This is a genomic window from Paraburkholderia sp. MM5482-R2 (assembly GCF_050436125.1).
Taxonomy (GTDB): domain Bacteria; phylum Pseudomonadota; class Gammaproteobacteria; order Burkholderiales; family Burkholderiaceae; genus Paraburkholderia; species Paraburkholderia tuberum.
This window is the reverse complement of record NZ_JBNDLP010000001.1, coordinates 644,592-671,265: the sequence shown is the minus strand read 5'-3', so window position 1 is coordinate 671,265 and position 26,674 is coordinate 644,592. Positions and strand designations below refer to the sequence as shown.

The following is a 26,674-nucleotide window of genomic DNA, read 5'->3' as shown; positions in this document are numbered from 1 at the left end:
GCCCTCTGCCTGTCGCGGCCGACGACAGGCGTCCCCGCTTCTGCCGATTGTCTGAGATCCACGACTGGCCGTTTCTCTGCGCGATGGACACTGTTGCAAATCGGCTGCTTTGCGCTGCATCAAAGCGGCTTGAACGCAAGCATCTGCCACGCCCAACGCGGGCATACCGTGGAACAGCTCCTTGGCGTTTCAGGCAACCGGCTTGCGCCACACGCTGGCTGGCCACGGCTGCCGCTCACGCGGCAAGCCGGCGGGCCGGTAATAGTGCTCAATTTCGACGAAGCCTGCGTCCGCCATATATCGGCGCCATGTTTCGAGATCATGGAAGACGCCGTAGCGGCCGTGGCTCCAGCCTTCCTGATTCGTGCCGCGCGGGTTGGAGCTGAACAGTACGCCGCCGGGCTTCAGCGTCGCGTGCAATTGCCGCAACACGCGCGGCAACGCCTGACTCGGGACTTGGAACAGCGCGGCGTTGGCGAAAATGCCGTCAGAGTGCGCGGCCGGCAAATCGAGATGCAGGAAATCCTGCTGCCAGACGTCGCAGCCAGTCGCGTCACGCGCCATTGCAACGAAGCGCTCGGCGCCATCGAGGCCGACCGCGCAATGGCCGAGTGTAGTGAAGGCCTTGAGATCTCGCCCCGGCCCGCAGCCGAAATCCAGGATCGTAAGAGGCGGCTCGACTTCGATATGGTGCAGCAGCGCCGCGATGTTCTGCGTGACGTCGTGGTCGGTGAGCGTGAGGCTGGGTGCCGCCGTGGGCACGCGGCCCGCGAGGCGAATGCGCTTGCAGAACGCGCATGGGCACGCCTCGCGCAGGCGGCTATGGGCGACGCGCTGCGTTCGGCCAGCCGCCCAATGCAGCGTGAGCGCGCGCGCCGTGACGTCGTTGCGGATTTCGTCAGGCGTATTCCGAGCGTGGTCGCCGCTTCTTCGCGCACCCGCCACACGCTTTCTGATATCGATATCGCGTCGAGCGGTGGCGACAGGATGACGCCGGTTCTGCCGTTTTTGCGAGTTGCGACGGCAGGTCTTTTCGATTCCTGGCCGTGGCAAGGTTTTTAGCTTCCACTCGCACGCCATTGCGCTCTCACGTCCCACGCACTTTAAAATGGCTTAATCGAATTACCGACGGATATCGTTAGATGAAAGACGCTTTTGAACGACGCGCGTTGCTGCTGCATCTCGGCGACGCGTTGCAAGCAATCGCTGCCGCGCTCGCAACCAACAACCCGCGCGACACAGTGCGCGATCTATTGGACGCTGACGCGGCTCTCGCTACCCATGCATGGCTAGCCGCCGTACCGCCCGATATGGAGGTCGCGGAGTTCGCGAAGCGCGTTAGCGCGTCGTTTGCCGGCTGGCCCGCACAGTTGCTGGAAGCGCAGGTGGACTATAGGCAACTGGCATTTGCCGTACGGAGCAATCTGTTCGCGAACGACCCCCCAGGCTGGCACGCGTATGTCGGGGCACTGACGCGCGAGGTGGAATGGTTCGGCGATGCACTACCCGCTGCTTCGGAGACGACCGGGCAATCACGTGAAGCGGGCGACGACGATTCGCCCACGTCGGACACCTCCGACATCGAGACCGCCAAAGCGGAGCGTGGCGGAGAAGCGGGCGACGCACAGCGCGAGAGTGTCGAAAGCAACGGACGTCTTTATCCGTCGTGGCCGTGGAAACCCGGCGGGTGATGTCAACGCCGCATCTGACGCATGGAGATGGCGAACCGTGCGCAAACGCTGTATGGGATTGAAGTTCACCTGTCGGCTGCCTCGCCGAGTTTGTAGCCTTGAAACGCCTCGCGCCAATCGATGACATCTGCGCCAGGCATCGACGCGGAATCGACAGTCCCGGGCAAGTAGCGTCCAAGGTCCGCCTGTTACTTCTGGAATGTGCCGAGCAGTTCGGTGTGTGCCACGACATGGCCTTCCATTGCCTTTTCCAACGCCGCCTTTGTGGGCTTGTGAAGATCGGGCAGCACGGTGTCGAGCGCATACAGCTTATGGAAATACCGATGACGGCCAGCGGGCGGGCATGGGCCGCCATACGTGGTGCGATGGAAGTCGTTGGTGCCTTCGAGTGTGCCTGCCGGAAGCGCGCCCGCAGTGACGCCCTCCTGAACGCCCGGAGCCGTCGCCGGGATGTTGTAAAGCACCCAGTGGACCCATGTCATCTGTGGCGCGGCCGGGTCGGGCGCGTCGGGGTCGTCGACGATTAGCACGAGACTTTTCGCATTGGCGGGTACCCCGGACCACGAGAGCGGGGGTGAGAGGTCCGCGCCCGTGCAGGTGTAGCGCTGGGGGATTTCGCTTCCTTCCTGGAAAGCCTGCGAGGTGAGGGTGAAGGCCATGGTGCGCTCCTCGGCGTCAGCCCGCGTCGCCAGCTAGTGCTTGCGATGCATCCAGCTCATATGATGCGTGTCGAGCCAATGGCTCACGCTCTCTTCGGGGTGGTCGCGCCTGTAGCGCCTCGACAGGGCCGATGCAACAACAGCGATAACCACAATGCCAACCCAAACACTGATCATTGACTGAGTCATGGCAGCCTCTCCTTAGGGAATGCGACCATCTCTAGATTGTAGTCATTGGCGGCCGGACTGGCTCAACTCGAGAAGACGGGTTACAGCCCGAACGGCTGCGTCAACGAACGGCCACTATGTTGCTCAACCGTGCGCCGTCGCTTCGTACGCACCGTTGCGGAAATCTTCCGCGTGCGCGTCGTAGTGCTGCAACGTGACGGCACTGATTTTATCGAGGTCGCGGGGGTCGAGTTCCATGCGGGAAGTATATCTCGGGGAATTTCCCGCACGACTACGTCGGACTTCCGGTGTCATCGGTCGTGGCCGGTTGCGTGCCGAACAGGATGAACAACGCGATTCCGTGTGCGCAACTGATTCCTCTTGGGTTTCCGAGGAAAGCGCACGGTATCAGGCGAACGGCTGGAGATGGCCGTACCTGGCCTATCGTCGTGCGATCGACCCGTGCGTGCCACGAGCGGCAGCACGCGACCCGTCTGAGTCACTCAGTCAGCATCGACGCCCGTCCGCTGTCTTGCTGACATGAGACATTGTCACCCGCGATTTTGACCATTTTCGAGAACAATTTTCTTCCTTGAATCTGGGCGCTATGTGGGAGCCCCGCGAGACAGCCAAAACGCTGCGCCCTAGCGGTAATGCCGTTCAGTTAAGACCTGAGCGGCATTACCGCGGATGTGGGCTCTCTCCTTAAAGGTCGTTCATGTCGATCGAATAGCCGGCGGCTTTGAGCTCTTTGGCAAGTGCGTACTGCCAATGCCCGGCCGCGTCAATCTCCACATAGCCTACCCCACGGCCGTTGTCAATGTAGATGTCGCCTCGACGATTAAATTTCAGGCTGCTTTTCGCCCCTGGTTATGGTGTTCTGGAATGACACCCTGATCGTCGGCACGATCGGGATTCAGATGCACCGCACGGATGCGCTCCCAGTTGCGCGTAGGGCCTTTCCAGCGCAGCGGATTGCGCTGGCGTGCGCTTTCATAAAGCACTGCGCGTCGATCCAGGATGTCCTGATCAATGTTCGCATGGCGCTGCGCAGGCGTCACGAAACGGATCGCACTGTGACGATGTTCGTGGTTGTACCAGCGCACCAGTTCTGCGACCCAGGTACGCGCGGCGAACAGGGTGTCGAACGCCTGCAGCGGGTAGGCGGGCCGGTACTTCAGCGTTTTGAACAGCGACTCCGAGAACGGGTTGTCGTTGCTCACGGCTGGGCGACTCAATGACGGCATGACGCCCAGGGCCTGCAAGGTGGCCAGCATCGTGGCGCCCTTCATCGGCCCGCCGTTATCGGAATGTAGAATCACCTGATCGGGCTGTATCGCTTCACGCGCGCAGAGATCCTTGAGGACCTCGCTGGCGAGGGCGCTGCTCTCTTCGGCATAGACCTGCCAGCCGACAATTTTTCGGCTGAACACGTCCATAAACAGATACAGATAGAAATACTGGCCACGAATCGTCGCTGGCAGGTAAGTGATGTCCCAGCTGTACAGCTGGTTCGGCGCGTAGGCACAGACCGCGCGGGGCTTGCTGCGCGTGTTGGCCGGCCGCTCGCTGCGCCGGTGTGCGAGCTGCTTTTCCTCGCGCAGCACCCGGTAGAACGTCGATTCCGAGGCAATGTAGCGCTGCTGGTCAGCAAGACGTGGAACGATCTGGCTGGGCGGCAAGTGACCAAACTCGGCCGAGTTTGCGACCGCCAGCAGCTCGGCACGTTCGGCAGCGCTCAGCTTGTGAGGCGGCTCATGGCACCGTAAAGAGCGCCCATCCGCTGCGTCAGGCTCGCCGCCCTGCCAGCGCTGAAGGGTACGGGCACTCAGCCCGAGCACCTCACACGCGCGCGCCTGGCGAGCACCACCCGTGCTCGCCTCGCTGATCAGACCGATCAATGTCTTGCGCTCTTCGAGGGGCGTCATTCGACCTCGTCCCCGAACAGCGCACGATACTTTTTTTGCAGCACCAGCAACGCGGCCGCCTCCGCCAGTGCCTTCTCCTTACGGTTCAGTTCGCGCTGAAGCTGCGTGTTCGCGTGCTTGAGCTCACGTACTTCCTGGGCGTTCTCACGCCGGCCCCCGGTCGCGCCAACGGCGCAGAAGTCCACGCGCCACTGCGCGAGATGATGAGCAAACAGACCCCGTTCACGACACCACGCGTTCAGTGCTTCGTCGAGTAGCCCATGGCTCTGCTGCAAGGCCAGCAGACGCTCTTCCAGTGACCAGTCCTCCGGTCGTCTTGCGTGCCCGGAGCCCTCACTCCGAGCTGATGCCGCGGCACCTTTCATCCAGTTCTTCAAGGTCATCACATTCATGTTCAATTCATCTGCCACGGATCCAATGGTGCGACTTCCGCGGTGTAAGACCTTCAACAGCGCCTGTTCTCTGAACTCGACAGAATACGTTTGTTTCACCTTCAACTTGCACCTCTGATCTCTTGAAATTAAGAAAATTCAGAGGCGACATCTAGTGTGACGCCGGGGGCCGCCATATGCTTGAGGACTTGCGCATGCGCAAGTTCGCACCCAGGACCCAGGCCGCCTATCTGCGTGCCGTCCGTCAGTTCGCCCGATACCTCGGGCGTTCACCCGATACCGCCACCGTCGAGAACCTCCGGGACTACCAGCTGCATCTGGTCGATCACGGCGTGTCTCCGATATCGCTGAACGCCGCGATCAGCGGGCTGAAGTTCTTCTTCGAAGTCACGCTCGGCAAGCCTGAGCTGATGGCGCGCATGCAGCCGGTACGCGTGCCCCGCACGCTCCCGGTTGTGCTCAGCCCCGAGGAGGTGCGGCGGCTCATCGCGGCAGCTGGAAACCTCAAGCATCAGACCGCGCTGTCGGTCGCCTATGGCGCCGGGCTGCGTGCGAGCGAAGTGGTGGCGCTGAAGGTCAGCGACATCGACAGCCAGCGCATGACCCTGCGCATCGAGCAGGGCAAGGGCCGCCGCGACCGCTACGCGATGCTTTCGCCGGTCCTGCTCGAACGTCTGCGCGTCTGGTGGCGCGTGGCCCGTGCCCAAGGCTGCATGCTCGATGGCGGGTGGCTCTTTCCGGGCCTTGATCCGATCGACCCGCTCAGCACGCGGCAACTGACCCGCGCCATCCATGCGGCCGCCGAGGCCGCAAACATCAACAAGCGCGTCTCCATGCATACGCTGAGGCATTCGTTTGCCACGCACCTGCTGGAACAGAAGGAGGATATCCGCGTGATCCAGGTGCTCCTTGGACACAGGCAGATCGAGACCACCACGCTCTATACCCAAGTCGCCACTGATCTCCTGCGCAAGGTGATCAGTCCACTGGACCGCCTGCCCGCCGGCTAGCCCGGCCGCACGCGGAGCCCTCCGTGCTGGAGGTCGCGGACATCTTCCGCGCCTGCGGGCCAGCGTGGCGCCGTACGGTAGCGCTGAGCCTGGGGCAGCTGAAGGTCATGTCGGCCATCGAACAGTGCCGCAGCGCGGCGCTGGGGGGACATGTGCTGCGCTGTTCCGGCTGCGCAAAGGTTGAGATCGCCTATAACTCGTGTCGTAATAGACATTGCACAAAGTGCCAGGCGAGCGCCGCACACCGGTGGCTCGAGGCACGTCAGGCCGACCTGCTGCCCGTGGAGTATTACCACGTCGTCTTCACGCTGCCTGCCGCGATCAGTGCGATCGCCTGGTACAACAAGTCGGTGCTCTACGGGCTGCTGTTCGATGTCGCCGCCGACACGCTGCGTACCATCGCGGCAGACCCCAGGCACCTCGGCGCGCAGATCGGCACCACGCTCGTGCTGCACACGTGGGGCTCGGCGCTTACGCATCACCCGCACGTGCATGGCATCGTCCCCGGCGGCGGCCTGTCGCCCGACGGGCAGCGGTGGATCGCCTGCCAGCCCGGCTTCTTCCTGCCGGTGCGCGTCCTGTCACGCCTGTTCCGGCGCCGCTTCCTGGAGGCACTCAAAGCGGCGCACCGGCAGGGCCAACTGCAGTTCTTCGGCGAATATGCCAGCCTCACCGATCCGGCCGTCTTCACCGCATGGCTCGCGCCGCTGCGTGCCTGCGAATGGGTCGTCTATGCCAAGCGTCCCTTTGCGGGACCCGAAGCGGTACTCGCGTATCTCTCACGCTATACGCACCGGGTGGCGATTTCCAACCAGCGTCTGCTCGCCTTCGACGAGCGCGGCGTCACGTTCCGCTGGAAAGACTATCGGGCGAAGGGGCGCACCCGCTACAAGACCATGACCCTCGAGGCCGGCGAGTTCATGCGCCGCTTCATGCTGCATGTGCTGCCTGGCGGCTTCCATCGCATCCGTCACTACGGACTGCTTGCCAACCCGGTGCGCCGCGCCAGACTCGCGAAGGTGCGCGAACTGCTGCACGTTGCGACCGGGGTCGACACGTCTCCGCGCGAAGCCGTCAGGGAAACACGGCCCGTCTTCATCTGCCGCCACTGCGGCGCGCCGATGATCGTCATCGATATCCTCGCGCGCACCGCACCGATCCGCGCCCCCCCACGCGCCGGGGCCTGACATGAATACAACGGTTTCCGGACGTGCTACCCGACCGTCGGCTTCGCGGCAACGCGGCCCACGAGCGGACGTTTGCGCCTGTCGCTTCACGCAGTCGCTCCCACGTCCACTTCGCCCTTCCGACTGCGCCACTGCGCCGCTTCGTCAACGCGTCAGTCCCGATCCGCCACCCCGCCTGACCGCGCATCCCGCAACACTGCCGGGCATCCCGGCTCATCAATCGCCATAGCCTCAAAGCTTCCCACCGCATCACCGCATCCCGCGGTTTCCTCCCTTCAGGTTTATTCAACGCCTGCCCACACGTCCCGTCGTGCACCTCCAGGCTTGTGGACACGGGCAGGCATCGAACAAACCTTAAGAGATGCTCACATTGAACATCCGGCAGGTTTCGGAGTGGAACCGCCTTTCCAGTGGCGCCTCGATCCAATGGGCGAGCGGCAGCAATTGGCCGCATTCGGAAATTCGCATCGCGAATATGATCGCGCGCGATTCCTCAGGCACGAGTTTCCGTAGCCGGCCCGTTCCGTTCCGAGGCTATCGCGTCGACAGGCGCAGCTTAGTGTGCCAACGCGTCCAGCTTCACCAAATTTTTATCGATTTTGCGTCAACGCTGACGGGTGTCGTGCGAGCGGCGTCACGTGAATAGAGGTCATTAACCAGAGGGAGACGGCAACGCCCCTCACCCATCCTTGCCCACACCCTTCCGATACACGCTGGGTGAATTTCCAGTCCATTTCCTGAAAGACCGGCGAAAGCTCGCTGCATCCGAAAATCCAATGCGCTCGGCGACCTGATCAATGGGAAGCCTCGTATTTTCCAGAAATTCGATGGCGAGCGACCGGCGAACATCGTTCAACAAGGTCTGATACGAGTAGTTATCGTCGGCCAGACGTCGATGCAAGGTTCGCAGTGACATGCCGAGCTGTGCAGCCATCTTTTCGGCGGATGGGAACACGCCCGGTGCGTTCAGGCAGGCCATGCGGATCTGCCGCGGGAGTTCGGGAATACCATCCCGTTCTTCGAGAATGCGATCACAAAGCTGCTGGCAGATCTGCGCAGTAATCGGATTCGCATTCGGACATGGACGATCCAGTACATGCACGTCGAAATGCCACTCCATCGTATCGGCGCCGAACTCCACGGGACAGTCGAACATCCTTTCGTAATTTCGCCAGTGTGGTGGCGCCGGATACGCCATTACCATCCGCTTCGACGGAAAAGGCGCTTCCAGCACCCGGCTGAACAACACCGTCATCGAGCTTCGCCAGAATTCGGCGACAAACGGCAGCATGTCGCCGAGCGATGCAAGTCCGTGGCTGCTCAGAATGCCAGTGTTCCCCTCGGTGGAGTAGCTGATCTGCAAAACTGCGCCGGCCATCCTGACATTTTCGACGCTGAATTTAAGGGCATCTCCAAAGGTCGTACTGCTGACCATCGCATAGCCATATATGCCGAAGTCACTGATCCTCTGACGCGCACCCGCAAGTAATCCGACATCGGCCCTTGTTGCGAGCCGTTGGGCGTTTCGATAAATGGCGAGACGCTGACGATGCGAAATTCTCGCCTGCGAATCCTCCAACTGGTTCGCGTGGACGCCAGTGTGCGCGAACAGTTTGTTGACGGAAACGCCCTCCGCGGCCAATTCGGCGGCGAGCGCGGCCAGGCCAAGAAGACTCTGCGTCGGCGCATCGAGATCCGGATGCAACGGCGTGATGATTTTCGGTGGACGCACGATATGCCTCACTCCAGTTGCGAACAATGCTCGCACATTTTCCGGATCTTCGTCGAGCGCAGTTGGCACACTTTGACGCGGCAATTGGCAGGGTTGAACGTTGCTGCCCAATAGGCTCGCTGAGATAGTGAGCATCAACGGCGCGAGCCGAAGAACAGATGGAGACAAGCCTTGATGCCCTCAGCCAACCACGCTCTGGCACTCGCGACGACCCTGATCAGCGCCCATTCCGGATGCATGGATGGCGCAATTGGCCCTCATGCGGCGATGCAACACGACCGCCGCTTCCAGCTGAAGGCTTCCGTATAACCCATCGGTAACGGACTCGTTAGCCGCCCCACACGCGTGCAGCGCGGCAAGGGCTGCCTGCTGCCAGCGACTTTTGCCTTGCCTATTGCACATTGCAGAGAGAACCATGACTACAGTAACGATTGAAATGGATGGCGCCGTCGGAATCGTTTCATTAGCCAAACCGCCGCACAACCTGATCGACGACGCGATGATCGCGGATCTGCTCGCCGCATATCGCGGTGCAGTCGCCGAAGGCGCCCGCGCGATCGTGCTCAAAAGCGACATGCGGCACTTTTCCGCAGGCGCGGAAATGAGCTCATTTACCAATGGCAAGACAGTCATCCAGCACGACGCCGATCGATTCCTCGAGTTCCTCGACGTGCTGGAGAACGCACCCGTCCCGACCGTCGCCGCCGTTCACGGCGCCGCGCTTGGCGGCGGCCTCGAACTGGCGCTCACCTGCGACATGATCGTCGCTGCGGACACAGCCTACTTCGGCCAGGTTGAGAACATCGTGGGCCTGATTCCGCTGCTCGGCGGCACGCAGCGACTCGTTCAGCGAGCGGGTGTCGTGCGCGCCAAGGAAATCGCGCTGATCGGGCGTCGGCATTCGGCGGAAGCATTCGAACGCTGGGGAATCATCAATCACGTCGTGCCCGAAGGCGAACTGCAGACTGCCGCCATGTCGTTCGCCCGGCAACTGGCGGCGGGCCCGACCAAAGTCCTCAACGGTATCAAGCAGCAGGCCAATCTCGCCGCAAATGGTGGCGTGCGCAGCGCAGACCTGGAACAGATCAACCTCAACAACATGATCTGGAAGACCGGCGATCGCGAACGCGGTTTCGCTTCGTTCTTTGCGACCGGGCCCGCCACCGCCGAATTCAAGGGAGACTGATCATGTCAGCACCGCTCGAAGGTATTCGTGTGATCGATTTCACGCGAGTGCTGGCCGGACCGCATTGCACCAAGACGCTTCTCGATCTCGGCGCCACCGTGACCAAGATCGAACCGCCCTCCGGCGATATCGGCCGCGTGAGCATGCCGCATATCGGCGACATGTCGCTGTATTACGTGCAGCAGAACGCCGGCAAGCGCAACGTGAGCCTCGATCTCAACTTTCCGGAGGCACGCTCGATCATGGTCGACATGTGCCGCGACGCGGACATCATCGTCGAAAACTTTCGTCCTGGGACGCTGAACCGCTTTGGACTCGGCTACGAGCAGGTGCGCGATTTCAACCCGTCCGTGATCTACGCCTCTTTGAGCGGCTATGGACAATCGACCTCATGGCGCAACCGGCCTGCGTTCGCGCCGACCGTGCAGGCCGAGTCGGGACTGACGGACATCGTCCAGCACCATTTCGGCGATGCGCTTACGGAAGTCCGTAACGACGCATGCAGCCACGCAGACATGTACACCGGACTTCACGGCGTCATCGGTATTCTGGCCGCGCTTCAGCATCGCGCGCGAACCGGCGAGGGGCAACACGTCGATGTCTCGATGGCCGCCACCATGCTGTCAGTCAACGAACGCGTGGGCGCACAACTGTCGGAAATCGACACCGAGGGCGAGCCGATCATTCTCTCGGCGCCCGATTCGCACATCTTCGATTTGCCCGATGGACGTCAGCTCACCATAGCGGGCAGCCCGATCTACACGCCAATGTTTTCGCGTTATTGCGCGATGATGCGCCGCAACGATCTGCTGAGTGACCCCCGCTTCGGCACGGCGCTTTTGCGGCGGCAAAACATTGCTGACTTACTGGCCGAAGTCCGCGCGTGGATTCTCACGTTCAACGACCTGGATCTGCTCCAGACGCAGGTTAGCGAAGCGGGACTCGCCATTGGCGTGGTCCGCAGCGTCAACGAGTTCGCCGAATCCGAGTGGGTGCAGGAATGGGGTGCGCTAGTCGATGTCGACGACAGATCGGGCGGCACGACACGCATGCCCGGCGCGCCGTGGCATTTCAGCCAGTCCGAGTTGCCGCAGCCGGGCAGCCCCGCTTTCCAGGGCGAGCATAACGCCGAGGTGCTCTCCGAGCGCCAGCTCAGCGCAGCGTTCATCCAGGATTTGCAGGAACGCGGAATCCTTCTCAGCCGGCCTGGCCCCACTCGCCCGTTCGACTGAACGTCGATGCGTTGATGCGCACGGCTCGCTCCTCCCCCGAATGAATCGAGACGAACATGCAACACACACTGAATCAGACTCATGACCCCGCTGCGCACAGTTGGGTCGCGTCCGCCAATGCACAGGCAGGCGACTTCCCAATCCAGAACCTGCCGTTTTCGGTTTTCCGCAGAAGGAATGTCGATGAGACGTTTCGGGGCGCGGTCGCCATTGGCGATCAGGTCATCGACATCGCCGCGTGGGCGTATCGTGCCGGTCTGAATGGAATCGTGGGCGAGGCTGCGCGGGCATGCACGCAGCCCGTGCTCAATGCATTGTTCTCAATGGGTCCCTCCGCATGGCGAGCTTTGCGGCACGCGCTATTCGCAGCGCTTCACGAGCGCGCGCCTTCGGAGGATCGTGCGGCAATCGAGGCATGCCTGATCCCGCAATCGGAAGTGGAACACAGCCTGCCTGCGCAGATCGGCGACTACACGGACTTCTACACCTCGATTCATCACGCGGCCAACATCAGCAAGCTACTCGGCATGAACGGTGTCGGCGCCAACTTCAAGTCGATACCCATCGCATACCACGGCCGGGTTTCAAGCATCGGAATAAGTGGTCAGCGGTTCCGACGCCCAGCGGGTCAAATCATGCTTCCGGGTGAAGAAGCGCCGATCTTCTCGCCTTCGCGCAAGCTGGATTACGAGCTCGAACTCGGCATCTACATTGGACAAGGCAATGCAGCTGGCGAGCCGATCGATCTCGATCAGGCCGACAGTCATGTATTCGGGCTATGTCTGCTCAACGACTGGTCCGCGCGCGATATTCAGGCTTGGGAGATGCAGCCATTAGGACCGTTTCTGGCAAAGAATTTTGCCACCACGATCTCGCCTTGGATCGTGACCATGGAGGCACTGGCGCCCTTCAGGCTTCCCCTGCCGCGCCCGGACGCGGATGGAAAGCCGCTGCCTTATCTGGATTCTGACCGAAACAGTACGACGGGCGCCATCGATATCCAACTGGAAGTCTGCATGGAGACTTCTCGCCATAGAGCCGGGAATCTCACGGCAACGCAACTCTCACGCACGAGTTTCAAGCATCAGTACTGGAGCATCGCGCAGATGGTCGCGCATCACGCCGTGGGCGGCTGCAATCTGCGTTCGGGAGACCTGCTTGGTAGCGGCACCATTTCAGGCCCGCAGAGATCGGAGGCCGGCGCGCTGATGGAACTTGCACGCAACGCAAGCGAGCCCGTCACGCTGGGTACGGGTGAACAGCGCAGCTATGTGGAGGATGGCGACGCCATTATTCTGCGCGGCTACTGCGAAAAAGCAGGCTTTACACGAATCGGATTTGGAGAGAGCCGCGGCGAAGTCTTGCCGGCAAAGCGCTCGCGATGACCACTTCAGATGTCTGTCATGACGACCATAACGGAGGAGACCCGACATGCAATCGATGGAATCAATCAACGCGGAATTCGAGAGGCAAAACGTGACGAAAGTCAGATCATCCGGCCCGTCACTCGTCGAGAAGACGCAAGCGCTCGCAAAATTCCGGAACCGCTTCGTATGGTCATTGCTTTACACCTCACTGGGAATCTATTTTGGCCTGTTGATCGCAGTGCTGGAGTTTCCTGGCGCGATGTCCGTATCCGTCTACGGCGAACTTAACCTTGGACTGCTTGCGGTAGTCATTCAGTTCGCGCTCACGATCGCGACCTTCTGGGGCTACTGCGCATGGGCCGAGCAAACCTACGACCCGAAAGCGGCCGAACTGCTTCGCAGCGCGTCTGCACAACCGGACGGTGATCGACATGAATAACCTGATCAGTCATGGCGGACTCAGAATCATCGCCTTCGTGGGATTCATCGGACTCAGCCTCATTCTGACCGGATGGAGCCCTCGCCGATCGCGCGGAACCTCCGGCTTTTTCGTGGCCGGACGTAATCTGTCGCCGGTTCAGAACGGCCTTGCACTGGCGGGAGACTTCATGTCCGCGGGCTCGTTCCTTGGTGTGACGGGCCTCGTTTCCCTGTTCGGATTCGACGGCATCGTCTACCAGGTCGGCTTCATCGCCGGATGGATCATGATCATGCTGATCGTCGCGGAGCCGGTCAGAAACTGCGGCAAATACACCCTCTCGGATGTGGTCGCACTCCGCTTGCGCAGCCGCGCAGTACGAGCGGCCACATCGGGTTCTTCATTGATCATTTCGTTAGCCTATCTGCTCGCGCAACTGGTCGGCGCTGGCGCACTGGCCAGTCTGCTATTGCCAATCGGCGCTAACGCCGCGATCGTGCTGATCGGCGTACTCATGATCGCGTATGTGCTGTTCGGCGGAATGGTGGCCGCGACTTACGTGCAGATCGTCAAGGCCGTCCTCGTCTGGACTGCCGGCGCGGTGCTCGTGCTGCTTGCTCTGGCGCATTTCTCCTTCGACGTGGGCGCGCTATTCAACAAGGCACGCCTGTCATCGCTGCACCCAGCGCAGTACTTCGTGCCCGGCGGCTACTTCAAGGACCCGCTGGATACGCTGTCACTCACGCTCGCCCTGGCGTTGGGCACAGCAGGCCTGCCGCACGTCATGACCCGGTTTTACACGGTGCCGTCCGCCGTCGCGGCGAGAAAGTCAGCGAAAATCGGCCTGATCGTGATGACGTCCTTTGCCGTCATGATGATCGTGCTCGGGTTTTCTGCCACCGCGATCGTGGGACCTGCGGCGATTCTCGCGACACACAGTTCAGGAAACAGCGCCATCACGTTGCTCGCCACGACACTTGGCGGCGGTGCGGGTTCTGCCGGTGGCGAACTTCTGCTCGCGTGCGTTTCGGCAATTGCTTTCGCAACCATTCTCGCCGTCGTCTCGGGCATCATGATTTCCTCGGCCTCGACCATTTCTCACGACATCTTCGGCCATCTCTTCTCGGCGTCGCGGGACAAGGAACGTCGGCAGGTCGTGATCGCGAAGATCGCCACGATAGTCTTCGGTATCGCCGCCATGGGACTCGCGCTGCTCGTGAAGACCTTCAATGTCGCGTTTCTCGTAGGGCTCGCGTTTGCCATCGCGGCAAGCGCAAACTTGCCCGTGGTTCTCTTCTCGATGTACTGGCGGCGTTTTACGGATCGAGGCGCAGTGGCCGCGGTACTCGCCGGCACCCTTTCCTCGATCGGCCTCGTGCTGCTGGGTCCGGCCGTTATCGGAGCGAAAGGCATCATCTTCAAGGATTCCACCCCGCCCTTCTGGCTCTCGAATCCCGGTCTGTTCAGCATTCCCGTGGGCTTTATCGCGGGCTGGATCGGATCGGTCACGACACGTCAGAACACCGGCGGCGGCTCCTTCGATGCGCAGCAACTTCGAATGCTAAGCGGCCTTGGCGCGGAAGCCGCGTCGAAACACTGACGCGAGAGCGCTCAAGCCAACTATCTGTCCAAGAAGGAGACACCCAGTGATTCACTTACGTACTGCCGCTTCACGACTTGCGTTGACTACCGCCGCCATTGCTGCGATCAGCATGAGCGCGTTCTGTGCGTCCGCGATGGCGGCGACCGTCGAGGTATCGGAAACAAGGACGATTATCGATCATGTGACCGTCTCGTCCAGCAAACCTTATGCGCTCGTCAAACAGGATCTGGAGAGCCGTCTTGGTCGACTTGACGATCATATCCGCACGCTGCTGAAGCAGGACAAGGTCGACGAATTGCGCACCGCCCTTCAGAAAGCCGCTGGCAACGACGGGCTTGTGATCCACTACATTGGGCTGCATGGGGACTGGCTCGTGCTGAAAGGACAGCGCAGGAACGGCACCGAGTATTTCACCGGCAACATTCTCACCGCGACTGAAATGACCAGCGTCAATATGGCGGCGGGACTGTACGCGCCATTGCGCATCATGGTGTACGAGAACGCACAGGGTGGTACGACGATCGAGTACGATAAGCCTTCGACCCAACTCAGCCAGTTCCACAGCCCCCAGATCGACGTTCAAGGCCGCTCACTCGACGATCGACTGGCGAAACTTTGTGCTGCGGTATTGCAATAGAAACAGACGGGCCGGCGTGCTGACGACCCGGATATCCACCATGACCATAGGCACGTTCAAACAGATCGTTCTCGCCTCTCGTCCCGATGGACAGGCGACCGTCGACAATTTCCGTCTTGAGCAAGCCACGCTGCCGGACACGCCACCGAATGGGCTGCTGCTTCGTGTTTTATACCTGTCGCTCGACCCGTACATGCGAGGCCGGATGGATGCGCGCAAGTCGTATGCGCCGGCGGTCGAAATCGATCACAAGATGGTCGGGGAAGCCGTGGCCGAGGTGATCGAATCCAGACATCCCGACTATCGCGCAGGTAAACTCGTGCTCGCTCCAACCGGATGGTGCGACTATGCGGTGATCGACGGTACGGGAATGCGCAAGGTCGACCCCGCTCTCTCGGCACCTTCAGCCCGGCTCGGCGTTCTCGGCATGCCGGGATTCACCGCTTACGCCGGCCTCATATCGATCGGCAAGCCCAAACCCGGCGACACTAGCAACCGCTACGTGTAGCGGCCCGATTACATCCGGCGTGGGAACCGATTACATCCGCGCTGGCGGGACCACATTAGGTGAGAATATCGGCACGCGTGGGACCACATTACGTGAGAATGGGCCCACATTCTGTGATGACAGCCCGATAACATCGGCCACGAACCACATTCAGTGAGAATGCCCGGGCGGCTCAGCCAAGAGGGGTGTCAAAGTCAGCTAACGACCCATTGGCGACGGTCGCGTTGTCTGCAGTCCAAGGGCAGGTAACGGAGCAGTTCGGGCATTCGTGCTGACTTCTCCGGACCGGCAGAACGGCCTACGCCGACGTCCATGGATTCACTTTGAGACGGCTGTTGACCGAAAGACACACCGACCATTCCTGCCGCCACCGCATCGAGTATCAACTGCTCCCCTATCTATAGGTGAATTCGACCCCGAGTCGCCGTTCGCGTGCTGTTTGCCAGGGACCATTTCATCAAGCCAAGCGCAGACGGGCAGCATTGCCCGCCGCTTCGAGATCAGAATTTGTGACGTATGGCAAGGCGCAATGCAGTTTGTTTGTCCGTACTGGACGGAGTGATCTGGCTGAGAGACGCGACTGCCGGCTTCCCGCTGGAATCTGTGCCGCTCGCCTTCTGAAACGCGGCCACCGCGTAGATATCGGTTCGTTTGGAAAGGAAGTAATCGATGCCCAACGCACCTTGGTGATACGAGGCGTCGCCCACTCCGTTCGGGCCGCTCCCCTTCGTGTAGACATACGCGGCGCCCACGAGCAGCGAAGGCGTGAACTGGTATTTGAAATTGACTTCCACGTTGTTCAGCGTCGCGCTGCCGCTGATGCCTCCCGCTGGAACCGGCCCGGACGATACATCGCCCAGTCCCTTGAAGCGGGTATTGGAATACAGTGCGCCAAGCGTGGATGCACCAAACGTGTAAGCCGCCCCCGCGCCGATCACCTGCAGCATATGCGCCGATGCATAGCCGGAGATAACCGGCGAGCTGCCGAAGTTCGAGCCGGGAACGCCTCCACTCGTGGCCGCCACGGTGCCACCGGACCCATAGAACGACACGTTCGGATTGCGGACATTGAGGTATGCGGCACCCAGAACCAGCGGCCCTCTCGTATAGCCCGCGCCGAACGACCATATTTGATTGCGTGTGGGGTCTCCGGCAATGCCACCGAGGCTATACATGCCCCCGAAGGTAAATCCGCCCAGGTCCCTGCTCGCGTATTTGACCGCGTTGTTCACGCGGTTCGTATTGTTGAAATTGTCGTTGTCCGCCGGATGCGCGCCGAGGTACCCCGCCCACTGATCGCCCGCTTCAAGAAACCCGACGTAATCGACCACTGAATCGTACTGACGACCGAGCGTGACGGTACCAACACTGCTTGCCAATCCGACATAAGCTTGACGCCCGAATACGAGTCCGCCCTGACCCAGTCTTCCGGTATTCACATCGAAGCCGTTTTCGAGCACGAATATCGCTTTCACGCCGCCGCCCAGATCCTCGTTTCCTCGCAGGCCCCACCGGCTGCCGTTCAATTCGCCGCTAGCCAGGTAGTATTGACGGTTGCCGCCCGCATTGCTGTTGAACTGTATTCCTTCATCCACGATGCCGTACAGCAATACGTTGCTTTGTGAATGTGCGACATCGCTGACCGAGCACGCTAAAGCACAGGCAAGAGGAAGCTTCCACATGTAAAGATCTCCAATAAAGTCTTTGTTTTTTTGAAGTGCTGCCAGTTGAAACGTGACTGAAGGACGGGTTTCAAACCCACCCTGTGACGTAATAGACGGCGATGACGAACGCCACGGCCATTGTCTTGATGAGCGTGATCGCGAAAATCTCCCGATAGGACTGACGGTGCGTCAGCCCGGTCACCGCCAGCAAGGTAATGACGGCTCCGTTGTGCGGTAGCGTGTCCATGCCCCCGCTCGCCATCGCGACGACTCGATGCAGGACATCCAACGGTATGTGCGCGGCTTGCGCATTCCTGATCAACACATCTGATGTCGCAGCAAGCGCGATGCTCATACCGCCGGAGGCCGACCCCGTGATGCCTGCCAGCGTACCCACCGACACTGCGGCATTGCCGAGTGGGTTTGGTATGGTCTTGAGTGCATTGCTTACGACTATGAATCCCGGCAACGCGGCGATGACCGCACCGAAGCCATATTCCGACGCCGTATTCATTGCGGCCAACAAAGCGCCGCTTGCCGCCGCGCGCGTGCCATCGGCGAAAGTGGCGGCGACCCGCCTGAATGCGGTCAACGCCACGAGCGCGATGCCGAGAATCAATGCTGCCTCGACAGCCCAGATCGCTGTCACCGTCTTGATCGACGTCGTAACCGGAGCATGCACGCCTGGCAGTACCTCCGGTGCCACAGCGTACGAAGGTCCATACCAGAGCGGAATCCACTTCGTGAAGCAATAGTTCGAGACGCCGACCACGATTAGCGGCATGATCGCCAGCAACGGGTTAGGCAGCATGTTCTCCGCCACGCGTTCCGGTTCGTTGACAAGCGACGTGCCGTAACCCTCGCCCTTTGCCATCGCGCGCTTTCGCCGCCATTCGAGATAGATCAAGCCGATGGCCAGCATGAATACTGAACCGCTCATTCCAAGCGCAGGTGCGGCCCAGCCCGTGGTCTTGAAAAAGGTTGACGGGATGATGTTTTGAATCTGTGGCGTGCCTGGAAGTGCATCCATGGTGAAGCAGAACGCGCCTAGCGCGATGACGCCTGGCATTAACCGCTTCGGAATGTTGCTCTGCCGATAGAGCTCTGCAGCGAACGGATAAACCGCAAACACGACAACGAAGACTGACACCCCGCCGTAAGTCAGCAACGCGCACACTGTGATGATCACGACGTTGGCACGCGAACGACCGATATATCGAATGGCAGCAGCGACAATGGCGGCGGCAAATCCCGATATCTCGATCACCTTCCCGAATAACGCCCCAAGCAGGAACACTGGAAAGTAGAGCTTCACGAAGCCAACCATCTTCTCCATGAAAATGCCCGAGAACACCGGCGCGACGGCTGCGGGCTCCATGAGGAAGACGGCACCGAGCGCGGCAATCGGTGCAAAAAGAATGACGCTGTAGCCGCGATACGCCGCTATCATGAGAAACGCCAGCGAACAAAGAACAATTACCAAGGCCATACCTGTCTCCGGTCTTGACTATTTTTTCGGTCGATTTTCAAACTACCAGTGAAAGCTTCAATTGTTTCAAAAATGTTTTACACTATCACTTAGTTATACATAACAATAAATAAGAGGTATCGCGCTGAGCAAGCTGCGGCGTAAGACTACGTGTTCGAGTATTGTTGGGCTATGCAGCCCGTTTTAGAAACCGCTCGCGCGATATTCCGATCGCCACATCAAAATCCATCTCGGTCGAGAGCATGTAGTCGAGCGGGTGCTCTTTCAGGACATTCATCGCACCGACTACCTTTGAGGTCGGCGCGACGGTGCCATAACCCCTGGCGCGAGAGAGCGTCGCGACACTGTCGCCCCGGCTTCCGCGTATCGCGTTGACATCGACATGCACATTCGCGAACAATGCTTCGGCGGCACGGCCACTGTCGATCTCGATGCCCATCACGAGATCGAAAAGCCGCCGTCGATTGCGAAGATCTGGCCAGTCGTCCTCCTCGATTCGTCCGATGCCAGGAACAGGGCGGTCATCGCCACTTGCTCCGGCTCGACGAGGCCGAGCAACTGACGCTCGCTCGTCTTGTTCATCACCTCCGGTTGAGTTTCGATGAGACCGAGAACGCGTCTGGTCGTCGTCACGGCTGGCGCGAGCGCATTGACGCGGATGCGATGGGGCGCGTACTCGACGGCCATCGAACGTGTAATCGATGCGATGCCGCCCTTGGCCGCCGTATATGCGTCCTTTCCTCGCGTGCCGACGAGCGCAAATACGGAGCAGCTATTGATGACCGAACCTCCGCCGCTCTCAAGCATGGCCGCGATTCCATACTTGCAAGCGATCCACGTGCCGAAAAGATCGAGCTTCACCGCTCGCCAGAACTCGTCGGCCGGGCAATCGGTGACGCGCGCGTCGATCGCGCTCGATCCGCCTGCGTTGTTATAAAGCACGTCGATCTTGCCGCCGAATTCGATTGCAGACTTGATGGCCTCACGCACGCTATCCTCGTTCGTGACGTCGGTCCGAACGAACTTCGCCCTGCCGCCGTGTTTGCGGATGGCTTCGGTAGCGGCTTCACCGCTGTCTGCGTCGAATTCCGCAATGATGACCGCCGCGCCCTCACGGGCGAACTGCTCGGCCGCGGCCCGTCCAATACCCGCGCCCGCGCCCGTGATGAACGCCACCTTTCCTGCGAGTCGGCCTTTCGCTTCGATCATTCTGTCTCCGGCGATGTGTGCGATGATTTCTGCGCGCCGATGGGACTGGCGCGACGTTCGTATTCGTTCAGTTGACGCCGGCGACACACAGGACGCGCGCATCTGCATTACGCAGTCGTAGCGGCAGGATGTCCTGATACGCAGTCGATGCATACCATTCTTCGGCGCGTCGAGGGCTTTCGAATTCAAGCACGACGATCGTGCCGCCATCCGTTGTTCCTTCCAGCACGTTTTGCGCGCCGCCGCGAATCAGGAACACACCGCCATACGCATCGAGTGTTGCCTGAACCTTGCTGCTGTATTCGTTCCACTCAGCATTAGCGGAGTGGATCGTTACTTCGGCAAAAATATAGCCTTTAGTCATTTGAAGTTTCTCTGCTTTCGATATCGTCTAACGTCGGATCGCGATGGCTCGCATCCACGAACTCATTACGATTGGGAGGCGAAGGCTGCGGGCGGCTCACAGGCCACTGTGCCCATCTTCGCCGGCACGGACACTTCGAGCAGCTCAAAGTCTTCCGAGATGGCGATCTCGTTATGCTTGAGCCCACCCGGAATAAGCAGCGACTCGCCTGCGCTCACGCGAATCTTTCGTCCATCCTCGATCAGGAGATCGACCCAGCCTCGCAACGTGAAGATGAACTGGGACTCGCACACGTGGTAGTGCCAGCCCGTTTGCTGCATGTCGCCCGTGGCGATGGTGAGCTGGGCTCGCATGCGGCCGCCCGTGGCATCTGTGACACCAAGATCACGATATTTGAAGAACTCGCGGCGGCCCGGCACTAGCGGCGCGGTTTCGGAGGTGGCGTAGGCGAGCCTTTTAATCAGGTCGGCGGTATCGCAAGCGGGCTCGGGGGAAACAGCCTTATCGTTGTCGATGGAATTCATGAATTTCTCCGTTGGGGTCAAGCAGTTGAGGGATGTAATCGAAGCTGCCTGCAGGCCTATCGTCGTGGCCTACCGCGAACGGTCGCGCCGCCGCGCGCTTCCACGATTTTGAGGATGGACGTGAAATCGTCGCGTCCCCGGCCTTGTTCGATGGCGCCGTGCCAGAGGCTTCGCGCTTCGTTCAGCACGGGCACCGGCACGTCGAGCGCTTTTGCTTCGTCGATGGCGAGCTCCACGTCTTTTGCCACGATCGAGATGTGCGCACCGAAGTCGAATGCACCGCAGATAGCAAAGCGGGCGAGGATATCCGCGGCCGCGCTGTTCCCCGTGCTCGAGCGAATCACTTCGATCATGGCGTCTGCGTCGAGTCCCGCCTTTGCGCCGACGGTAAGCGCCTCAGAAGCGACGGCCATGTTGGCTGCGAGCATGATGTTGTTCACCAGCTTCATCGCCTGGGCCTGACCTGGCTGTTCGCCAAGCCTGCAGATCTTCTTTGCGATGAGCGTGAGCCACGGCATCGCCGTGGCGACGACATCTTCATTGCCGGACAGCATGATGGACAAGGTGCCTGCCCGCGCCGCAGCAGGGCCGCCGCTGACGGGCGCATCGATGGTGGCGATATTCGAGGCAGCGAGTCGCTTCGTATTCGACGAGACCGCGGTTGGGCCAAGCGTGGACATTTCGATGTACGTTCGCACGGTCCTGCCGGCCGCAACGCCGTCCTCTCCGAACAACACGCTCTCGCAGACGGCGCTGCTCGGCAGGCAGGCCATGACGACTGTGGCCGCATCTGCAACGGCACGCGGGCTGGCATGCGCAATCGCGCCAGCTTCGACGAGCGGCGTGACCGCTTCCGGATTTGGATCGAACACATGTAGCGTCGAGCCTGGATGAATGAGCCGCAGGGCGATCGCGGCCCCCATGTTTCCAAGGCCCAGAAAGCCGAGATGGGTGATATCGCTCACGATGATATGTCTCCTTCATTTTGCCAGCGCCATTCGGATAAATTCGCGCTGGCTATTGGCCTATTCAAATGACCAGTTCAATCAGGAAGGGCCCGGTCTGCTGGAAGCTCTGCTTCATCAGGTCCGCGCATGCTTCCAGTGTTGTCGCGCGTGCTGCTTCCACGCCCATGCCATTGGCCAGCTTTACCCAGTCGAGGTCGGGGTTGGAAAGATCGAGCATGCTCATCGCGGTCGGCCCGGGAATGGCGCCGACATTCTGGTATTCGCCGATCAGGATGTTGTATTTCCGGTTGCTCAGCAGGATCGTCGTGCAGGGCAGCTTCTCGCGGGCCTGCGTCCACAAGGATTGCAACGAATACATGGCCGAGCCGTCTGCCTGCAGGCTGATGACTCGCCTCGACCCACCGCTCGCCACTGCCGCGCCGGTCGCCACGGGCAGGCCGTCGCCAATGGCGCCTCCGGTCAGTTGAAGCCAGTCGTGCGGCGCGGCCCCATGAGTGAGCGGGTAAAAGCCGCGCCCGAACGAAATGCTCTCGTCGGACACGATGGCGTTCTCGGGCATCAGCGCGGCCAGTGTCTGCGCGAGGCCTTCCTGCGTCGGTGAGCCCCGGCCCACTTCCGGCCGCGGACCGGCGTCGGGCATGGCGGCCGGAGGCGCATTCAGCGCTTCCGCGAGCGCCAGCAGTGCCGAAGTGGGATCCTGATCGACGCGCGACAAGGTGTGGATCTGCGCGGTTCTCGAGTATTGAATCGAAGGCTTGCCGGGGTACGCGAAGAACCCAACCGGTGCTTTCGCGTTGACTAGAATGATGTGTTGGAATGGCTCCAGCACCTTGACGGCCTGATCTGTGTTATACGGCAGCCGCTCGATCGGCAAGCGGCCGCGGCCGCGTGCGACGCGTCCGTTCACATACTCGTACTTCAGTGTCGCGCCCGTTGCGCTCGCGATGCGCCATGCCAGTGCTTGTGCTTCCGGCATTGCGCAGTGTCCGCCGAGCAGAATCAGCACGTTCGGGTTCTGCCGCAGGATGCGCGCAGCCGTTTCGACTGCGAACGGATCGACGACCGGCGCGGCGGGAACGGGCATCGCGCGCACGGCGACGCCGCCCGTGTCCCACGATGTATCGGACGGCAGAATGAGCGTGGCGATCTGTCCAGGCGTGGTGCGCGCGGCCGCCACCGCCGCCGCCGCGTCCCTGCCGACATCAGCCGCATGCCGGCTCGTCCGTACCCAGCGCGAGACGGCACTTGCGAGGCCAGCGGTATCGGCGGTGAGCGGTGCATCGAACGGCTGATGATAGGTCGCCTGATCGCCCACGATATTGACGATGCCGCTATTGGCCCGGCGCGCGTTGTGCAGGTTGGCCCACCCATTGGCGAGCCCCGGCCCGCAGTGCAGCAGCGTGCTCGCCGGCTTGCCCGCGATACGGTAGTAACCATCGGCCATGCCGGTCACGATGTTTTCCTGAAGGCCGAGCACGCAACGCATGCCCGGGATCTGATCCAGTGCTGCAACAAAGTGCATCTCACTGGTGCCGGGATTGGCGAAGCAGGTGTCGACGCCTGACTCCAGCAAGGTGGTAACAAGACTCTCAGCGCCATTCATGCTGTACTTTCTCCGATTCAACGATATGCGCCCCGGCTGGCAAGGAAAGCCCACGCGGTTCGCGATTGCAGCTGTGCTGGTCCTTCATACGATCGCGCGGCTACGCAGCGCCTCGATATCGTCCGCACGCATCCCGCAGAGCGATGCGAGCACCTCATCGGTATGCTGACCCAGCGTCGGCGGCGGCGTGTCATAGGTCATGGGTGACGCTGACATGCGGATCGGACTGGCCACGCTCGGCACGGTCCCTGACAACGGATGCTCAATGTCCACGCGCATCTGTCGATGCTTCACCTGCGGATGCTCGAACGCCTGCGCGATGCTGTTGATCGGCCCGGCCGGCACGCTTTTCCGATTGAGCTGCACGGTCCACTCGTCCACCGTGCGTGTAAGCATGATCTGTTCAAGCATGGGGATCAGCACATCGCGGTGAGCCACGCGTCCGGCGTTGGTCGCGAACCGCGGATCCGCCGCGAGATGAAGGCAGTCGCCCGTCTCGCAGAACTTCGCGAACTGACTGTCGTTGCCGACGGCGATCACCATTTGCCCGTCCTTCGCGTCGAACACCTGATACGGCACGATGTTCGCGTGCGCATTGCCTTGCCGGCGTGGCGTGGTACCCGAGACGAGGTAGTTCAGGTTCATGTTGGCCATCGTTGCAACCTGAACGTCGAGCAATGCCATGTCGATGTATTGCCCTTCTCCCGTACTCGCCCGCTGTGCGATGGCCGCGAGTATCGCGACCGTCGAATACATGCCGGTCATGATGTCCGCGAAGGCGACGCCCACCTTCTGCGGCCCGCCACCTGGACACTCGTCGCGTTCGCCGGTGATGCTCATGAGACCGCCCATGCCCTGCACGATGAAGTCGTAGCCAGCCATCTCGGCGAGCGGGCCGGTTTGCCCGAAGCCGGTCACCGAGCAATAGACGAGACGAGGGTTGAGCTCCCGAAGGTCTTCGTAAGACAGACCATAACGGGCCATATCGCCCACCTTGTAGTTCTCGATGAATACATCGGCCTGTGCAGCAAGCTGGCGGACGATGGCCTGCCCCTCCGCACGCGCGATGTTCAGTGTCACGGACTTCTTGCCGCGATTGGCGGCAAGATAGTAGGCGGCTTCACCCGTCGATTCACCTTCGACGTCCTTCAGATAGGGTGGCCCCCAGCCGCGCGTGTCATCGCCGCTTCCGGGGCGCTCGATCTTGATGACTTCGGCTCCCAGATCCGCGAGCGTCTGACTCGCCCAAGGTCCGGCGAGCACGCGCGACAGATCGAGCACGCGTACACCGGATAATGCTTTGGACATCTCTTCTCTCCTGCTTGACTCTTGTTGATGCATGCGTGGGCGAAGGGGCAGTCGTCAGGCGGACGCCCAGCCGGAGACGGCCTTGACCTCGAGAAACTCTTCGATACCCCACACGCCACCCTCACGGGCGCGGCCCGAAGCTTTGATCCCGCCGAAAGGCGATCCCGCTCCACGCGGTTTGCCGTTCATTTCGACCATGCCGGAGCGAAGCCGCCCTGCGACGCGATTGCGTTTCTCGCCGTCCGTGGATTGCACGTAATTGGCGAGGCCGTAGGGCGTGTCGTTGGCAATGGCGATGGCTTCATCCTCACTATCGAACGGTATGATCGACAGCACGGGGCCGAAGATCTCCTCGCGCGCAATGGCCATCTGGTTGTTCACGTCGGCGAAGACGGTCGGGCGAACGAAGTAGCCGGCCTCGTGTCCGCGCGGGCGTCCGGGACCGCCCGCCACGAGTCGCGCGCCTTCGTCTATGCCCTTCTCGATCATCTCCTGGACTTTCATGAACTGCGCCTCGGACGCAAGCGGCCCAATGTGCTTGCCCGGTTGATGGGCCGCGTCGACAGCCACGCTTTCCGCGATCTCGCGCGCTTCCTCGACCACGCGCTCGTAGATCGACCGCTCGATCAGCATGCGCGTGGGTGCGTTGCAGCTTTGTCCCGTGTTCTTGAAGCAATGGAGCACGCCGCGCTTCACCGCGCCTACGTCCGCGTCCGCGAAGACGAGATTCGCGCCTTTGCCGCCGAGTTCGAGCGATACACGCTTGAGGGTCTGCGCCGCCGCGATCGAAATGGCGATGCCCGCGCGCGTGGAACCGGTGAAGCTGATCATGTCCACATCCGGGTGGGATGAGAGTCGTGCGCCCGCTTGCGCGCCATCGCCATTGACGAGATTGAAGACACCGCTCGGGAAGCCGGCTTCGTCAACATACTCAGCGAAAAGCAGCGACGACAACGGGGCGATTTCCGACGGCTTGAGCACCGCAGTGCAGCCCGCGAGCAGCGCGGGAACGACCTTGAGCGTGACCTGGTTCATCGGCCAGTTCCACGGCGTGATAAGGCCCGCTACGCCGATCGGCTCCATCAAGATGCGGTCGGCGGGTGCGTGCGCTCCGAGCGGACGTTCGAACCGAAAGTCGCGAAACGCCGCGATGAAGTTTTCGATATGGAAGGCACCGGCGCCGACGTGATCGTTCGCGGCCAAGTCGATGGGCGCGCCCATTTCCAGGCTAATCATCTTCGCCATCTCCGGCGCGCGACGCTTGTAGATCGCAAGGAGCTTCTCTACTAGCGCGAGGCGCTCTTCCGGCGCCGTGCCCGACCAGTTGGTGAAGGCGCGGCGCGCAGCATCGACCGCACGATCGATGTCCGTTGCATCGCCAGCCGAAATGATTGCGCACGGCTGTCCGGTCGATGGATCGAGCACGGAAAGCGTCCGCGCCGTCCGCGTTTCGTCCCAGCGCCCATCGATATAAAACTGTCTTTTTTCAAGCACGATTTCTCTCAGGCTACGGATGCAAAACCAATGCTTCCCGCTCGAAACGCACACTGCTGACGCTTTTGAACGGCGAGAAGTCCCATGGGCTGAAAGGTAGACTCGGTCTCGCTGCGTTGCAAATGGGGATAACCCGTTGTCTATAGGATAACGTCTAAGAGGCACGCCAGCCGGTCATTTCACCGTGTCCGGCACCCGAAATCAGGGCAAAAAAGAAACGGGGAAAACTTCCATTCCGTGAGGAAACAGCGCATGCACCATGGAAGCAAAGTTACCCAGGAGCAGCCCGCATCGTGAGTTTGAGCGTGTCGCGCCTGCGAGATCGTCGGAAAG

24 protein-coding genes and 1 pseudogene are annotated in these 26,674 nt (G+C 61.0%); 10 read left to right on the top strand and 15 right to left on the bottom strand.

Annotation, left to right across the window (positions count from 1 at the left end; all coding sequences use genetic code 11):
- Window positions 1-189 precede the first annotated feature (189 nt).
- Window positions 190-762: a class I SAM-dependent methyltransferase gene (locus OKW37_RS03045; protein ID WP_429401725.1), complete on the bottom strand. Its 573-nt coding sequence runs from the start codon at window positions 760-762 to the stop codon at window positions 190-192.
- A 72-nt stretch (window positions 763-834) separates the two neighbouring features.
- Window positions 835-1,080, bottom strand: a pseudogene (locus OKW37_RS03040) (hypothetical protein); the annotation flags it as partial.
- Window positions 1,081-1,142: 62 nt separating this feature from the next.
- Here OKW37_RS03040 and OKW37_RS03035 point away from each other — a divergent pair.
- On the top strand, window positions 1,143-1,691 hold the full coding sequence (locus OKW37_RS03035) for a hypothetical protein (RefSeq protein ID WP_429401207.1): 549 nt from the start codon (window positions 1,143-1,145) through the stop codon (window positions 1,689-1,691).
- A 188-nt stretch (window positions 1,692-1,879) separates the two neighbouring features.
- On the opposite strand, the gene OKW37_RS03030 is transcribed toward OKW37_RS03035, so the two are convergent.
- Both OKW37_RS03030 and OKW37_RS03025 read right to left on the bottom strand, forming a co-directional pair.
- Complete coding sequence (locus tag OKW37_RS03030; RefSeq protein ID WP_018422176.1) at window positions 1,880-2,350, bottom strand: YbhB/YbcL family Raf kinase inhibitor-like protein; 471 nt, start codon at window positions 2,348-2,350, stop codon at window positions 1,880-1,882.
- Window positions 2,351-3,366: 1,016 nt separating this feature from the next.
- Window positions 3,367-4,937, bottom strand: a protein-coding gene (locus OKW37_RS03025; protein WP_429401723.1) for an IS3 family transposase whose coding sequence is annotated in 2 segments (ribosomal slippage) — window positions 3,367-4,457 and window positions 4,457-4,937 — 1,572 coding nt in all. Because the reading frame shifts where the segments join, the coding sequence is not laid out codon by codon here.
- Between the two features lie 95 nt (window positions 4,938-5,032).
- Between OKW37_RS03025 and OKW37_RS03020 the strand changes: the two genes are divergently transcribed.
- Complete coding sequence (locus OKW37_RS03020) at window positions 5,033-5,848, top strand: tyrosine-type recombinase/integrase (protein ID WP_429401205.1); 816 nt, start codon at window positions 5,033-5,035, stop codon at window positions 5,846-5,848.
- A 23-nt stretch (window positions 5,849-5,871) separates the two neighbouring features.
- Complete coding sequence (locus OKW37_RS03015) at window positions 5,872-7,035, top strand: IS91 family transposase (RefSeq protein ID WP_429401203.1); 1,164 nt, start codon at window positions 5,872-5,874, stop codon at window positions 7,033-7,035.
- Window positions 7,036-7,714: 679 nt separating this feature from the next.
- Here OKW37_RS03015 and OKW37_RS03010 read toward each other — a convergent pair.
- On the bottom strand, window positions 7,715-8,902 hold the full coding sequence (locus OKW37_RS03010; protein ID WP_318268219.1) for an AraC family transcriptional regulator: 1,188 nt from the start codon (window positions 8,900-8,902) through the stop codon (window positions 7,715-7,717).
- A 280-nt stretch (window positions 8,903-9,182) separates the two neighbouring features.
- On the opposite strand from OKW37_RS03010, the gene OKW37_RS03005 reads away from it, so the two are divergent.
- Genes OKW37_RS03005 through OKW37_RS02975 form a run of 7 tightly spaced genes read left to right on the top strand, consistent with a single transcriptional unit; the run spans window position 9,183 to window position 15,718 of the window.
- Window positions 9,183-9,953: an enoyl-CoA hydratase/isomerase family protein gene (locus OKW37_RS03005; RefSeq protein WP_429401201.1), complete on the top strand. Its 771-nt coding sequence runs from the start codon at window positions 9,183-9,185 to the stop codon at window positions 9,951-9,953.
- Between the two features lie 2 nt (window positions 9,954-9,955).
- Window positions 9,956-11,185 (top strand): CaiB/BaiF CoA transferase family protein, encoded by a 1,230-nt coding sequence (locus tag OKW37_RS03000; RefSeq protein WP_429401199.1) that lies wholly within the window; start codon window positions 9,956-9,958, stop codon window positions 11,183-11,185.
- A 56-nt stretch (window positions 11,186-11,241) separates the two neighbouring features.
- Window positions 11,242-12,570: a fumarylacetoacetase gene (fahA, locus tag OKW37_RS02995; RefSeq protein WP_429401197.1), complete on the top strand. Its 1,329-nt coding sequence runs from the start codon at window positions 11,242-11,244 to the stop codon at window positions 12,568-12,570.
- Between the two features lie 46 nt (window positions 12,571-12,616).
- The gene (locus OKW37_RS02990; RefSeq protein ID WP_429401195.1) at window positions 12,617-12,991 is read left to right on the top strand and encodes a DUF485 domain-containing protein; all 375 of its coding nucleotides are present in this window, start codon (window positions 12,617-12,619) and stop codon (window positions 12,989-12,991) included.
- On the top strand, window positions 12,984-14,570 hold the full coding sequence (locus OKW37_RS02985; RefSeq protein WP_429401193.1) for a solute symporter family protein: 1,587 nt from the start codon (window positions 12,984-12,986) through the stop codon (window positions 14,568-14,570). The genes OKW37_RS02990 and OKW37_RS02985 overlap by 8 nt, the downstream gene beginning before the upstream one ends.
- Before the next feature lie 46 nt (window positions 14,571-14,616).
- Window positions 14,617-15,210 (top strand): DUF302 domain-containing protein, encoded by a 594-nt coding sequence (locus OKW37_RS02980; RefSeq protein ID WP_429401191.1) that lies wholly within the window; start codon window positions 14,617-14,619, stop codon window positions 15,208-15,210.
- Window positions 15,211-15,250: 40 nt separating this feature from the next.
- On the top strand, window positions 15,251-15,718 hold the full coding sequence (locus OKW37_RS02975) for a hypothetical protein (protein WP_429401189.1): 468 nt from the start codon (window positions 15,251-15,253) through the stop codon (window positions 15,716-15,718).
- Between the two features lie 500 nt (window positions 15,719-16,218).
- Here OKW37_RS02975 and OKW37_RS02970 read toward each other — a convergent pair whose 3' ends face one another.
- The 10 genes from OKW37_RS02970 to OKW37_RS02925 form a co-directional block, all read right to left on the bottom strand.
- The gene (locus OKW37_RS02970; protein ID WP_429401187.1) at window positions 16,219-17,400 is read right to left on the bottom strand and encodes a porin; all 1,182 of its coding nucleotides are present in this window, start codon (window positions 17,398-17,400) and stop codon (window positions 16,219-16,221) included.
- Window positions 17,401-17,470: 70 nt separating this feature from the next.
- Window positions 17,471-18,871: a GntP family permease gene (locus tag OKW37_RS02965; protein WP_429401185.1), complete on the bottom strand. Its 1,401-nt coding sequence runs from the start codon at window positions 18,869-18,871 to the stop codon at window positions 17,471-17,473.
- A 169-nt stretch (window positions 18,872-19,040) separates the two neighbouring features.
- Window positions 19,041-19,310, bottom strand: coding sequence for a hypothetical protein (locus tag OKW37_RS02960; RefSeq protein ID WP_429401183.1), 270 nt, complete (start codon window positions 19,308-19,310; stop codon window positions 19,041-19,043).
- Window positions 19,310-20,080, bottom strand: a complete 771-nt coding sequence (locus tag OKW37_RS02955) for an SDR family NAD(P)-dependent oxidoreductase (protein WP_429401181.1) — start codon at window positions 20,078-20,080, stop codon at window positions 19,310-19,312. Before OKW37_RS02955 ends, OKW37_RS02960 begins: the two co-directional genes overlap by 1 nt.
- 67 nt (window positions 20,081-20,147) lie before the next feature.
- Window positions 20,148-20,444, bottom strand: a complete 297-nt coding sequence (locus OKW37_RS02950) for a DUF1330 domain-containing protein (RefSeq protein WP_429401179.1) — start codon at window positions 20,442-20,444, stop codon at window positions 20,148-20,150.
- Window positions 20,445-20,509: 65 nt separating this feature from the next.
- The gene (locus tag OKW37_RS02945; RefSeq protein WP_429401177.1) at window positions 20,510-20,968 is read right to left on the bottom strand and encodes a cupin domain-containing protein; all 459 of its coding nucleotides are present in this window, start codon (window positions 20,966-20,968) and stop codon (window positions 20,510-20,512) included.
- 56 nt (window positions 20,969-21,024) lie between these two features.
- Window positions 21,025-21,933: an NAD(P)-dependent oxidoreductase gene (locus OKW37_RS02940; RefSeq protein ID WP_429509760.1), complete on the bottom strand. Its 909-nt coding sequence runs from the start codon at window positions 21,931-21,933 to the stop codon at window positions 21,025-21,027.
- A 64-nt stretch (window positions 21,934-21,997) separates the two neighbouring features.
- Window positions 21,998-23,539 (bottom strand): acetolactate synthase large subunit, encoded by a 1,542-nt coding sequence (locus OKW37_RS02935; protein WP_429509758.1) that lies wholly within the window; start codon window positions 23,537-23,539, stop codon window positions 21,998-22,000.
- Window positions 23,540-23,623: 84 nt separating this feature from the next.
- Window positions 23,624-24,847 (bottom strand): CaiB/BaiF CoA transferase family protein, encoded by a 1,224-nt coding sequence (locus OKW37_RS02930; protein ID WP_429401173.1) that lies wholly within the window; start codon window positions 24,845-24,847, stop codon window positions 23,624-23,626.
- A gap of 54 nt (window positions 24,848-24,901) precedes the next feature.
- On the bottom strand, window positions 24,902-26,341 hold the full coding sequence (locus tag OKW37_RS02925) for an aldehyde dehydrogenase family protein (protein WP_429401171.1): 1,440 nt from the start codon (window positions 26,339-26,341) through the stop codon (window positions 24,902-24,904).
- Between the last annotated feature and the right edge of the window lie 333 nt (window positions 26,342-26,674).

Excerpts from the sequence above, each read along its gene's own strand:
- OKW37_RS03035 (WP_429401207.1), top strand. The coding sequence starts at position 1,143 with ATGAAAGACGCTTTTGAACGACGCGCGTTGCTGCTGCATCTCGGCGAC.
- OKW37_RS03030 (WP_018422176.1), bottom strand. The coding sequence starts at position 2,350 with ATGGCCTTCACCCTCACCTCGCAGGCTTTCCAGGAAGGAAGCGAAATC.
- OKW37_RS03020 (WP_429401205.1), top strand. The coding sequence starts at position 5,033 with ATGCGCAAGTTCGCACCCAGGACCCAGGCCGCCTATCTGCGTGCCGTC.
- OKW37_RS03010 (WP_318268219.1), bottom strand. The coding sequence starts at position 8,902 with ATGCTCACTATCTCAGCGAGCCTATTGGGCAGCAACGTTCAACCCTGC.
- OKW37_RS03005 (WP_429401201.1), top strand. The coding sequence starts at position 9,183 with ATGACTACAGTAACGATTGAAATGGATGGCGCCGTCGGAATCGTTTCA.
- OKW37_RS03000 (WP_429401199.1), top strand. The coding sequence starts at position 9,956 with ATGTCAGCACCGCTCGAAGGTATTCGTGTGATCGATTTCACGCGAGTG.
- fahA (WP_429401197.1), top strand. The coding sequence starts at position 11,242 with ATGCAACACACACTGAATCAGACTCATGACCCCGCTGCGCACAGTTGG.
- OKW37_RS02990 (WP_429401195.1), top strand. The coding sequence starts at position 12,617 with ATGCAATCGATGGAATCAATCAACGCGGAATTCGAGAGGCAAAACGTG.
- OKW37_RS02985 (WP_429401193.1), top strand. The coding sequence starts at position 12,984 with ATGAATAACCTGATCAGTCATGGCGGACTCAGAATCATCGCCTTCGTG.
- OKW37_RS02975 (WP_429401189.1), top strand. The coding sequence starts at position 15,251 with ATGACCATAGGCACGTTCAAACAGATCGTTCTCGCCTCTCGTCCCGAT.
- OKW37_RS02970 (WP_429401187.1), bottom strand. The coding sequence starts at position 17,400 with ATGTGGAAGCTTCCTCTTGCCTGTGCTTTAGCGTGCTCGGTCAGCGAT.
- OKW37_RS02965 (WP_429401185.1), bottom strand. The coding sequence starts at position 18,871 with ATGGCCTTGGTAATTGTTCTTTGTTCGCTGGCGTTTCTCATGATAGCG.
- OKW37_RS02960 (WP_429401183.1), bottom strand. The coding sequence starts at position 19,310 with ATGGGCATCGAGATCGACAGTGGCCGTGCCGCCGAAGCATTGTTCGCG.
- OKW37_RS02955 (WP_429401181.1), bottom strand. The coding sequence starts at position 20,080 with ATGATCGAAGCGAAAGGCCGACTCGCAGGAAAGGTGGCGTTCATCACG.
- OKW37_RS02950 (WP_429401179.1), bottom strand. The coding sequence starts at position 20,444 with ATGACTAAAGGCTATATTTTTGCCGAAGTAACGATCCACTCCGCTAAT.
- OKW37_RS02945 (WP_429401177.1), bottom strand. The coding sequence starts at position 20,968 with ATGAATTCCATCGACAACGATAAGGCTGTTTCCCCCGAGCCCGCTTGC.
- OKW37_RS02935 (WP_429509758.1), bottom strand. The coding sequence starts at position 23,539 with ATGAATGGCGCTGAGAGTCTTGTTACCACCTTGCTGGAGTCAGGCGTC.
- OKW37_RS02930 (WP_429401173.1), bottom strand. The coding sequence starts at position 24,847 with ATGTCCAAAGCATTATCCGGTGTACGCGTGCTCGATCTGTCGCGCGTG.